The 11,792-nt window shown below is 44.6% G+C and carries 10 protein-coding genes; 3 read left to right on the top strand and 7 right to left on the bottom strand.

Translation table 11 applies throughout. The features are described 5' to 3' along the window. The 6 genes from AC1DSE_RS20215 to AC1DSE_RS20190 form a co-directional block, all read right to left on the bottom strand. A partial coding sequence (locus AC1DSE_RS20215) for a sugar-binding domain-containing protein (RefSeq protein ID WP_477528090.1) occupies positions 1 to 946 on the bottom strand: 946 nt, incomplete at its 3' end. Positions 947 to 1,168: 222 nt separating this feature from the next. Then, positions 1,169 to 2,974 carry an ABC transporter ATP-binding protein gene (locus AC1DSE_RS20210; protein WP_477512644.1) on the bottom strand — a complete coding sequence of 602 codons (1,806 nt, stop codon included), beginning with the start codon at positions 2,972 to 2,974 and terminating at the stop codon, positions 1,169 to 1,171. Positions 2,975 to 3,113: 139 nt separating this feature from the next. Then, the gene (locus AC1DSE_RS20205) at positions 3,114 to 3,878 is read right to left on the bottom strand and encodes a response regulator transcription factor (protein ID WP_076268979.1); all 765 of its coding nucleotides are present in this window, start codon (positions 3,876 to 3,878) and stop codon (positions 3,114 to 3,116) included. An 81-nt stretch (positions 3,879 to 3,959) separates the two neighbouring features. Beyond that, a complete protein-coding gene (locus AC1DSE_RS20200; protein WP_076268980.1) occupies positions 3,960 to 4,790 on the bottom strand; it encodes a carbohydrate ABC transporter permease in 831 nt (276 codons plus the stop codon). A gap of 3 nt (positions 4,791 to 4,793) precedes the next feature. After that, complete coding sequence (locus AC1DSE_RS20195) at positions 4,794 to 5,684, bottom strand: carbohydrate ABC transporter permease (RefSeq protein ID WP_076268981.1); 891 nt, start codon at positions 5,682 to 5,684, stop codon at positions 4,794 to 4,796. A gap of 86 nt (positions 5,685 to 5,770) precedes the next feature. Then, positions 5,771 to 7,084, bottom strand: a complete 1,314-nt coding sequence (locus AC1DSE_RS20190) for an ABC transporter substrate-binding protein (RefSeq protein WP_477512643.1) — start codon at positions 7,082 to 7,084, stop codon at positions 5,771 to 5,773. Positions 7,085 to 7,399: 315 nt separating this feature from the next. Between AC1DSE_RS20190 and AC1DSE_RS20185 the strand changes: the two genes are divergently transcribed. From AC1DSE_RS20185 to AC1DSE_RS20175, 3 genes are read left to right on the top strand one after another with little or no spacing between them, the layout of a single operon-like run. Further along, on the top strand, positions 7,400 to 8,374 hold the full coding sequence (locus AC1DSE_RS20185; protein ID WP_477512642.1) for a glycoside hydrolase family 113: 975 nt from the start codon (positions 7,400 to 7,402) through the stop codon (positions 8,372 to 8,374). Next, the gene (locus tag AC1DSE_RS20180; RefSeq protein WP_477512641.1) at positions 8,371 to 9,582 is read left to right on the top strand and encodes an AGE family epimerase/isomerase; all 1,212 of its coding nucleotides are present in this window, start codon (positions 8,371 to 8,373) and stop codon (positions 9,580 to 9,582) included. The genes AC1DSE_RS20185 and AC1DSE_RS20180 overlap by 4 nt, the downstream gene beginning before the upstream one ends. Before the next feature lie 14 nt (positions 9,583 to 9,596). Further along, positions 9,597 to 10,766: a glycoside hydrolase family 130 protein gene (locus AC1DSE_RS20175; protein WP_477512640.1), complete on the top strand. Its 1,170-nt coding sequence runs from the start codon at positions 9,597 to 9,599 to the stop codon at positions 10,764 to 10,766. A 114-nt stretch (positions 10,767 to 10,880) separates the two neighbouring features. On the opposite strand, the gene AC1DSE_RS20170 is transcribed toward AC1DSE_RS20175, so the two are convergent. Continuing rightward, on the bottom strand, positions 10,881 to 11,792 hold a 912-nt coding region (locus AC1DSE_RS20170), incomplete at its 5' end, for a DUF4179 domain-containing protein (RefSeq protein WP_477528089.1).

Raw genomic sequence — 11,792 nt, 5'->3', positions numbered from 1 at the left:
GCTCAGCACTCCATTTGAGCGGATTTGAAACAGCGGCGCGCAGTTGAACAGAAGTAAGATCCTCGCCTTCCACCTGCGTCTGGATCGTCAGCGGGCTTGGAAATACGGCAGCTCGATTCACATCATATAGCGCTGCCTCCAACGTTATTTTGCCAATTGGCCTTACAAAATAGTTAAGCAGCTTCGCATCAACAATCAGCTCTGCGTCAAGGCACTGCTCATCAAGCTCTGTATGTACAAAATAGTCATAGATATGCGCCTCAGGAGTGGAGTACAAATAGACATCTCGGAAAATACCGCTCATTCGCCAAAAATCCTGATCCTCCAGCCAGCTTGCGTCGCTCCAACGATAAACCTCTACGGCCAGCTTATTCTCACCAATTGCAAGGTATGGGGTTAGATCGAACTCAGAGGGTGTAAACGTATCTTGGCTAAAACCAACAAGCTCACCGTTAAGCCATACGTAGAAAGCCGACTCCACACCTTGGAAGCTGATAAATACAGGCTTACCATCCCACTCGGAAGGTACTGTAAAAGTACGAGCATATGAACCAACTGGATTATATGCAGTAGGGGCAAACGGCGGCTTTATGTCCTCGTTGCCATCCCAAGGATATCTAACATTCGTATATTGCGGATAATCATAGCCCTGCAGCTGCCAATGCGCGGGAACCGTAATGCTGTCCCACTGGCTATGATCATAATCGGCTTCATAAAAGTTGGCGATTCGTGATTCGGCATTCGCTGCAAACGCAAATTTCCACTGGCCGTTCAGCGACAAATAATTCGAAGACTTGTTATGATCGCCATCCCATGCCTCCTCTATCGTATCGAAGGGCATTAACGAAGCATGCGCATCCATTCGGTTCAACCGATAAATTTCAGGGTTATTGTTCCACTCCGGGTAACCGTTGGCCGGCGGCGTATATACTAGCTTTTTTCGCATAAAATCAAGCACCTCATCACTTTTAATGGATATGATATTCACATTATAAGGCATTGCTATTTCTCATATCATAAAACAATTTTCATATCTTCTATAAAAATATGAACATTACGATACAAACGGCGCTCGTGATTGGAAGCGTAAAGCCAAAAAAAAAAAGCTGACCGAGGTAAATACACCCGATCAGCCTTAACTGCCATATCAGAAGCAGACCTGCCTCTTCTAGAGCTGCAGCTGCTTCAAATTATAAAACTCGCCTTTGCTTGCCATCAGCTCATCGAAAGTGCCGACCTCAACAATACGTCCATGCTTCATGACGACAATACGATCCGCATCACGAATCGTCGACAGACGGTGAGCGACAATAAATGTCGTGCGGCCTTTAATTAGCTCCTGCATCGCCTTCTGAACATGAAATTCTGACTCATTATCCAGTGCGGAGGTTGCCTCATCCAAAATAATAATTTTCGGCTCGCGTACAAGCGCACGTGCAATCGCAATCCGCTGACGCTGGCCGCCAGACAACTTGCCGCCATGTTCGCCAACCATGGTATCGAGGCCGTCCGGCAGCTGCCCGATAAATTCGGATAGATTAGCCATCTCAACAACACGATTCACTTGTTCATCGGTAATATCACGAAGGCCATACGTAATATTGTCTCGAATCGTACCTGAGAACAAAATATTCGTTTGCGGCACGACCGCCAAATGCTTGCGATAACTGCGCAGATCAATATCTGCCAAATCAATGCCGTCCATCAGCACTTTCCCGCCCGTTGGCTGCAGGAAGCCGATAACTAGATTGAGCACTGTTGATTTGCCTGCGCCGGATGTGCCAACAAATGCAATACATTCGCCTGCTTCAACTTCGAGGGTAACATCCTCAAGCACATGATGTTCACTGCCCGGATATGAAAGCTCTACACCCTCGAAAGAAAATTCACCTCGTACATCGGCAACTTTTCTTTTGCCGCTATTATTTTCAATATCGGTCGATACCAAAATCTCTTTAATGGAATGAATTGATTCAAGACCTTTTGCAATTTGCGGATAAATGTTAATGAGACCAGTAACGGAAGCCAAAATCATCGCAAAAAAACCTTGGTACATAACGACGTCGCCAACCTGAATTTGCCCATTGTAAGCTAAGTATGCCGTGAAAATTAAACAAAGCACCTGAAAAATTTGAAACGTCACCCAGTTTGTTGAGCCAAAATACGCCTCCACCAAATCCAGCCGATACCCTTTGCCTTGAATGTTGTTCAGCGTCTGGTCAATACGTGCGATCTCTACCTTCTCCAAGCCGTGTGCGCGCGTAATCGGAATCATCTCGACCATCTCTGACACGCGAGAGGACATTTGTTCTATTTCTTTGCGGAATTCCTTGTTCGACTTACGGATTTTACGCCTGAAAATCGTTACAATCGTTATGGACATTGGAATGGTCAGTATAAAAAACAACGACACAATCCAGCTGCTGTTCAGCGTTATAATAAACGATACGATAATGTTAACGACAGCCGGCGCCAAAGCAATCATGAACTGCTTTGACATCATCTCAACCGCTTCGACATCGCGCAGCACCTTTGATTGCAGCTTGCCGGCAGGCAACTCCCTATGTTGATTAATGGACAACTGCTGCAGCTTGCGCACAAGCGCGCTGCGAAGTCCCGCTTCTACATATCTTACCGCACGGCTCAAAAAAGAAATGTAAGCGGCGTGGGTTGGTATGTTCTGCAGGATGACGATCAAAATAATAACAAAGTTAATCCAAATGCCGCTTAGCGGATATTTTGCTGGATTCGTCGCAATGTTGATAATATTAGCTGTTACAATTGGCAGCACATAAATGGGCGCGCTTTTGATGAACAAAAATAATAATGAAATCAATAGATTGGCAAAGTTGCCTTTGTATAATGACAATAAAAACTTCAACGGGCTGGCATTTTCCTCTAGTGCCGCGTTTTCAAATGTGCTCGCTAGTCCTTTTGCAGCACCAAGCTGAGTTTTTACAACCCTCTCTGACATTTCTCTCTCCATCCTTCTGCAGCTCTGCATGCTGTCCAACCATTCTTATTCGGCAAGCTACCGCATCATCTTACGCTCATTCCACCTTCCTGTAAATGTGCGATATTGCACTTCTTATATTCAATTTTGTTCATCGACACTAGTGGTGCTTGGCTTTATAATCCTTAGGCGTTTCACCGACCATTTTCTTAAAAAGCTTGTTAAAGTAAACAGGATCACTATAGCCGACCAGCTGTGATATTTCGTAATTTTTCAGATTTGGATGATCGCTCAAAAATTGCTTTGCCTTCTCTATCCGAATATCGATCAAATAGTCTGTCAGCGTCATGCCCGTCTCCTGCTTAAATAAACGGCTCAAATAATTGGCGCTCATGCCGACGGTGTCAGCGATACGCTCCATTTCGAAGTTTTTGCCGTATTCTTGCTCCAAAATCGTTTTCATTTGCTCAATAACATGATGCTCTTTTTCCTTCGAGATCGTCTCTTGAGCTGGAGCAGATACCGCTGATTCCGATGTTTGCCCGTTTTCACTGCGCTCCTGCTCAATCTTAACCAGTATGTCGTACAAGTTCGCCTTGTCCACCGGCTTGAGCAAATAATCCCGCACACCCGAGCGAAGAGCCTTGCGCGCATATTCAAATTCACTAAATCCACTGAGCACAATCGTATCAATCGACTTATCGCGCAAGTGCTCAATAAGACGCAAACCGTCCATCATCGGCATCTTTATATCGGTAATCAGCACATCCAGCTCGCCTTCACTAAGCTTCGAAATTTGCGCCCAAGCGTCCATTCCGTTGCTGTAGGAGCCGATAACTTTGATGTCCAAATCCATTTTCGTTAATATTTTTTCTAGACCCAGCCTTATGAATTCTTCATCATCCGCGATCATAATGTTCAACAATCCTGCTCGCTCCTCCCCGCGTGTTCCTCATCTAGTTTGTGCTAAAATCGGTACATCTGCAATGAAAAGAAAGCGGACGGTTTATTTAACCGCACCGCTTGTCACACCCGCGAAAATATATTTTTGCAAGAACACATAAAGAATTGCGGTAGGAATCATAATGATAAGAATGGCTGAGGATATCATTTGCCAGTCCCCGCTGTTGACTCCGAAGAAGCGCATGAGTGACGTTGATACGACAACATGTTCGGCCCTAGGCAGATACAGGAGCGGAATAAACATGTCATTATAGATGCTGATTGTTTTCAAAATAATGATTGTCGCTGTCGCTGGCGCAAGCAGCGGGAAGATGATGGAGCGGAAAATACGAATCAATGAAGCACCTTCGATCATCGCGCTTTCATCTAGTTCATAAGGAATATTTCTAATGAATTGCAGATAAATGTAGATTTGCAAAATATCTGCGCCTACATAGATTAGTACAGGTCCCATCAAATTATTCGTTAAGCCAAGCGCCTGAATCGTTTTGTAGTTGACGACTTGCGTTGTAATCGCTGGAATAATCGTGGCGAATAGGAACAAGCCGACTAACGGGCCTTTAAATTTGAAATTGAAGCGCCCAACGGCATAACAGAACGCCGATCCGATCAATATGTTCAAAATTAGCGTGATCGCGATAATGAACAGCGTATTCCCGAACGCATGGAGCATATCCGCCTGCTTGAAGGCTTGCGCAAAGTTTTTAAAATAGAGAAAGCTATCCGGCATAGCGATCGTCGATTTCGTGTGAAATTCATCCTTCGTCTTAAAAGCATTGACGACGATGATATAAGGCGGGAACAAAATCGCAAACGCAGCCAATAGAAGGCTTAAATACTTGATTGTGTCCCAAAGCTTATTGGATTTATTCATCGATTATTCCCCCTTTCCTTTYAACAAAAACCGCTGAATCGATAATACAATGACAACAAAGAGTAACAAGACGACGCTCATTGCGGATGCCAAGCCATAGTTGTTGAACTGAAAGGCGGTCTCAACAATTTTCATAACGAAGGTTTCACTCGATCCTGCCGGCCCGCCCTTAGTTAAAATATAAGGCAGATCAAACACCTCTAAAGCCCCGGTTACCGTTAGGAACAAATTGAGCTCGATAATTTTGTAAATGTTCGGCAGCGTGATGCTAATAAATTTTTGCCAGCCGTTTGCCCCGTCAATCGATGCCGCTTCGTAAATATCACTTGGAATCGATTGAAGCGCCGCCAAATAAATGACCATATTGAAGCCCATAAAGCGCCAGAAGCCAATAGAAGCAAGCGTATAGTTTACAAAAGAACCACTGCCGAGCCAGCTTGTTTTGGAGAGTGCATCAAAGCCGAGCTGTCCTAGCAAATAGTTTAATGATCCGTTTGTCGTATCGAATACGTAACCGAATAAGTATGCTACAGCAACGCCATTTAGGATGTACGGTAAAAAAAGCAGCAGCCTGAAAAAGTTTTTCCCCTTCAGCTTGCTGTTCAGCACCACTGCGAAATAAATCGCGGCGATATTTTGTACAATTCCAACAGCGAAATAGGCAAAGTTATGTTTGAAGACACCAAATATAGCTGGATTTGAAAATACTTCTTTGTAGTTCGACCAACCAATCCATGGTTTGTTTTGACTTAAGCCGTCCCAGCTCGTAAAGCTTAATCGAATGAGTTCCATTGCCGGATAATAGGCGAATGTCAGCAGCAGCAGCAGCGGCAATGCGACGAAGCCAATAATGACATAGTTCTTCTGTGTTTTAAAAGGCAATCTGCTAAACATGAGACAACCCCATCCTCCCTGCGTCTTTCTAATCGGAAGGTGCAGGATAGACAACCGTTAAAGGTTATCCATCCTGCACGCAGCCCTTACAATCCTAAATCTTTTTTCGCTTTCGCCCACGCTGTGTTCACTTTATCCAATACCTTTTGCGGGTCTTTAGCTAATACGAATTCTTGTACAACTGCAGCTTGATCAAGCTGCGCTTTGTTTTGAATTTCTGTCGCTGCATCTACTGGTGCAGCTGGCTCGAAAAATTTAGGGGTAAAGCTGTTGAATTCCGCAAGCTGTGGAAGCTTCGATTCTTTGGCTTTCAAAGTAGGAATGAAACCTGCGAAATCATCATAACCGGATTCTTCGATCATCCATTGTACGAATGCTTTACCTGCTTCAACATTGCCGTTTTTGTTAACTGCATAGAAGAAATCCGGGTTAAGCGGTGCTTTCGCTTCGCCAGTGTTGTCGACCGGGAATGGGAAGAAGCCAATGTCTTCAGCAGGAGCGCCATTCTCGATTACTTGGTTAATTACCCAGTTGCCAAGCAGATACATACCGAATTTTCCAGTTGCTACGTCTTTTTTCGATTGCTCCCAGTTCGTCGAGTTCACATCTGTTTCTAGGAAACCTTTTGTGTACATCTCACGAAGAATTCCCCATGATTTGCCGTATGCATTATCAAGCGTGTACGGTGTTTCCGATTCAGCACGTTTGTTTTGGTGGTCAGAAGCTCCGCCAATTAGTGTTGGAACATCGTATACCCAAGTATCAAGCGGCCATTTATCTTTGAAGTTTGATGCAAGCGGCACGATGCCTGCGTCTTTAAGCTTTTGCGATGCAGCTAGAAATTCGTCGTATGTTTTTGGAAGAGCTGTAATGCCCGCTTTCTCGAATGCTTTCTTGTTGTAAACGATACCGACTGTCGATCCGCCGGAGGATACGCCATACATTTTGCCTTCTTGCGCTTTCAAATCTTTGAAGTGAATTTCACCTGAGAATGCAATGTCGTCAAGCGGAGCGAAATAATTAGGCAGCTCTGCGTTTGGAATGGTTGGTACAAATACGACATCAGGGAAGTCTCCGGAAGCGATGCGGATTTTCAACGTTTTATCATAATCCGTAATGGCTTCAAATTTAAGATCGACACCAGGGTATTTGTCTTCAAAACGTTTTTCGTAATCGACGTACTGTTTGTCAATCATGTCGGTACGGTTTGTTAAGAATACAACCTCACCTTTAATGTTTGACGCTTCCTCTGATCCACCGTTCTCCGGTTTGTTCGTTGCGGTGTTATCCGTGCTCGGCTTGTTCGTAGGTGAATTCGTGTTTGTGTTATTCCCACCACAAGCAGCTAACGATGTTAGCATAACTACAGAAACAAGTGCTAACGAAATGACTTTTTTCATTTTCTAAATCCCCCTCAGCTCGTTTTGATTCCGCTTACATTTCGATAATACCTCATAAAATGTGGTTCTAAAATGGTTTAAAATATGATTTATAGTCTTCAACTGTCATTTTTTGAAAACGCTTTTTTACGTATATTCACTCATTATTGTGCATACACATGCCGCTTTCTGCGTTATTAAATGAAGCAATTTTATAAGGTTGCTTGCTGTTCAAGAAAGGTATTGCAAACAAGACTAGAATCATGTTTACTTGTTATATAACAAAAATATTATTAGCAATAACAAAAATACCAAATATAAAGTGAGGCGACTCCAATGACAACTAAAGCAGCCTATATAGGCGGAATGACATGGGGCTGGACAGGCATTCGAGGCACATGGACTGGCGAAAAAGCGGATCGTTCGATGGAATTAATGGCCGAGCGGTTAAGCGTGAACTGGACAGCTATTGCACTTGGCGCACTTCAAGATCATGCCCACTCTACCGAAATTAAGTTTCGCGAGGCGCCTACGGTTACCGATGAGGAAGTTCTTAGTGCCATTCACAAAGCGAAAGAACTAGGCCTTAACGTTTGTTTGAAGCCGGTCGTCAATTGTGCGGATGGCACATGGCGTGCTCATATTAATTTTTTTGATCTCGATGTGCCTTGCGAGCCAAAATGGTCTGACTGGTTCGCTTCGTATACCACATTCATTTTGCACTATGCCAAAATGGCTGAAGATACAGGTTGCGAAATGTTTTGTGTTGGATGCGAAATGGTTCAAACCGATCGCAGAGAAACGGAATGGCGTGAGCTCATCGCAGAGGTTCGCAAAGTTTATTCCGGCATCGTTACGTACAACTGTGACAAATATCAAGAAGGCCAAATTAAATGGTGGGATGCTGTTGATGTCATTTCTTCCAGCGGCTACTACCCTATCGATGCTTGGGAAGAGCAGCTGAACCGAATTGAAAAGGTCGTATCCGAATACGACAAGCCTTTTTTCTTCATGGAAGCAGGCTGCCCTAGCCGCGAAGGCTCGCAGTATATTCCGAACGATTGGGGACTTGCAGGCGCGCCCAGCGAAGAGGTTCAGCGTCAGTTCTACGAGACGATGTTCTCCCATACGGACAAGCGTGATTGGGTTGGCGGCTTTATGCTTTGGGATTGGCCGGCGAGACTATATGAAGAGGCCGATGCGAGTGCTAACGACGATTATTGTATGTATGGCAAGCAAGCAGAACAAACGGTTCGTCAATATTATGCAGCCAAAATAGCTGAATCGAGTGACGGAGGTTTGGGCGAATGAACGTAACTAACGAGCAGTGGCTGGCAAGCATCAAGCAAGAGCTGGAATCTAACATTCTCGGCTTTTGGATGAAGCATACGATCGATGAGCAAAAAGGCGGTTTCTACGGCAATATCAGCAGAGATTTAACCGTTAACGATGAAGCTGGCAAAAGCCTGGTGCTTAACACACGGATCTTGTGGACCTTTGCCTCCGCTTATCGCATGACTGGCAATGAAGCTTATCTCGAAATGGCTGACCGTGCCTATCAATATGTAAATAAATACTTTGTAGATCAAGAATACGGCGGATTATACTGGATGGTTGATGCAGCTGGCAGCCCAGCCGAAACGAAAAAGCAGGTATACGGTCAAGCCTTTGCTATTTATGCTTACTCCGAGTATTACCGCGCTACCGGGAATGAAGCTGCGCTTCAGAAAGCGATCTCATTATTTCATACGCTTGAGAAATATAGCTACGATGAGCAATATAAAGGTTATTTTGAAGCTCTTACACGCGAGTGGCTGGAAACCGACGATAATAGCTTGAGTGAAAAGGATTTGAATGAGAAGAAATCCATGAATACTCATCTCCACATCATGGAGGGTTATACGAACCTTTACAGGGTATGGAAGTCGGATGTGCTGCAAGCCAAGCTGAAAGAACTAATCGAAATCACAATAAAACATATTATTAACCCAGATAACGCGCACTTTATCCTTTTCTTCGATGAAAAATGGAACGGCAGATCTGAGCACATTTCTTACGGTCACGATATCGAGGGCAGCTGGCTGCTAGTCGAGGCGGCTGAAGTGCTTGGAGATGCAGCATTGCTGGCTGAAGCCAAAGCGATCGCCATTCGAATGGCAGAAGCGACGCTGAATGAAGGCGTTGACGAGGATGGCGGTCTTCTTAATGAGGCAGGTCCTGATGGGATCATCGATTCGCACAAGGATTGGTGGCCGCAAGCAGAAGCTGTTGTTGGTTTCTATAATGCTTATCAAATGACGGGCGATGAGAGATACCTTGAGGCTGCCTTGAAATCTTGGCAGTTCATTGAAAATTTTATCGTCGACAAACAGTTTGGCGAATGGCACTGGAGCGTAACTCGCGATGGAGCTCCAAGCGACAATATACAAAAGGTCAGCCCTTGGAAATGCCCTTATCATAATGGACGCGCATGCTTTGAAATGATCGAACGCTTGTCTGGTACAGCAACTTCACACTAATGGAGGTTTATTCAATGAGTAAATTTAATGAACGCAAGCAAATGCTAACGGACCGTTATGAGGCGCTCGTACAGCGTAAAAACGAGCCTGCAGAAGTTAGCAACGGCGTTTTTGATCGTTACGTACACCCCGTTCTAACAGCAGAACATGCTCCGCTGATTTGGAAATATGATTTTAATCCTGAGACGAACCCTTATTTCATGGAGCGCCTCGGTGTTCATTGCGTATTCAATCCAGGCGCAATCTTCTTAAATGGCAAATTCCATCTCGTAGCGCGCGTTGAAGGCAATGATCGCAAATCATTTTTTGCCATTGCAGAGAGCGACAGCCCCGTTGATGGTTTCCGCTTCTGGAACCACCCTATTTTGCTTCCAGAAACAAGCGATCCCGATATTAACGTCTATGATATGCGCCTCGTTCAACATGAGGACGGCTGGATTTATGGTCTGTTCTGCACAGAGAGAAAAGATCCTTCCGCTCCAAAAGGAGATCTGTCGAGCGCGATTGCACAATGCGGTATCGTAAGAACAAAGGATTTGAAGCAATGGGAGCGCCTTACTGATCTAAAAACAGCGTCCAACCAACAGCGCAACGTCGTGCTTCACCCTGAATTTGTAGACGGAAAATACGCCTTCTATACTCGTCCACAGGACGGCTTTATCGATACGGGTTCAGGCGGCGGTATTGGCTGGGGACTATCCGATACGATCGAGAACGCTGTTGTAGAGCGTGAGATCATTATTGATGAACGCCATTATCATACAATTAAAGAAGTGAAAAACGGTCAAGGCCCTGCACCAATTAAGACGGACAAAGGCTGGATTCATATTGCTCACGGCGTTCGCAACACCGCGGCAGGCTTGCGTTATGTACTATATGCATTCCTATCCGACTTGCAGGAGCCTAACAAAGTAACGCATCGTCCAGGCGGCCACTTGCTTGCGCCAGAAGGCATTGAACGTGTCGGCGACGTATCGAACGTAGCTTTCTGCAACGGTGTTATCGCACAAGATAACGGCAACGTCTATATTTACTACGCTTCCTCCGACACACGCTGTCACGTTGCTGCAACTACCGTTGATCAACTGCTCGACTATTGCTTAAACACACCGGAAGATCCGCTTCGCTCCTACGCATGTGTAGAGCAGCGCATCTCTTTAATTGATCGCAACTTACAGCTATAATCCGCTTCACCATAGCAAGGAACTTTAGTCTTTCCAGCCTAAAAAGAAAGGGCTTCCCAGAGAGCAACATTTCTGCTTTTGGGAAGCCCTTTTTCATTTATTGTTTGATACAAATTACTTTTTGATTTCCATAGGAATAGAGATGGTCTTATCGTAGGTTTTAATATAGGAAAATCCGTTAAGCAGCAGCTGTTCCGGTTCCTCTTCCGTGTTAAAAGAAAACGTCTGCTCCCACAAGATATTGCCATTTTTCAAATCCCACGGGCGTGATGAGGAAATGGATGAGACGGGAACTACACTATCACCCGATTGAACAGATAAGTTTTCTGTTTCCAAGATTGTAAATTGTTTTCTGGCGATAACGATATCATAACCTGTATCGGTTTTTGTAACGCTGCGAATCCATAACTTTTCATTCCCAATCTTTATGGACAGATCTGATGGCGAGGCTAGGGAGATCGGTTCTTCTATTTTCTGATAGCCAGCAAAATTTTCGAGTACGAGCTCAATGTTTTCCAGCTTGTCTGTCGGCAGCACATCAAATTCAAGTTCAAATGCTGCCTTGCCCTTTTCACCGGAATGATCCGACTGCATTCCCCATGATTTCACTTCTGTTCCATTCACATAAAGCTTTGTTTTGCCTGAGAACCTCGGGTATCCCCCATCATTCATTTCATAATGTCCCTTTACGATGGTAGAAGTAGGTGAAGCTGTGATGGCGTCATAGTGGACCGATCCCTCATCGACCGAAACAGATTTTGAGATATCCTCTTTAAGCATGCTTTTCATCGCTTTATTCGCTTCAAACTTGAAGGAGATTGGGTAAGATGCCCGTTCCCCATTTTCTAGCCACTCACTAAATGTAACGGTTAATGTTCTAGAGAATGGACTAACCGATTCAAATTTATAGACGCCCTCGTACTGGGTCTCGTCTTTGCTATAATTGCCGCTTCCTTCTTTGGGATCGGAATCCGTTAAGAACCCTTCCATTTGACCCACGTTGTAACGCAGTGAACTATTGTCAGT

The sequence above is a fragment of the Paenibacillus sp. 01L418 genome (genome assembly GCF_056400045.1).
The sequence above is the reverse complement of the archived record's forward strand: the minus strand, read 5'-3'. Positions and strand labels throughout refer to the sequence as shown.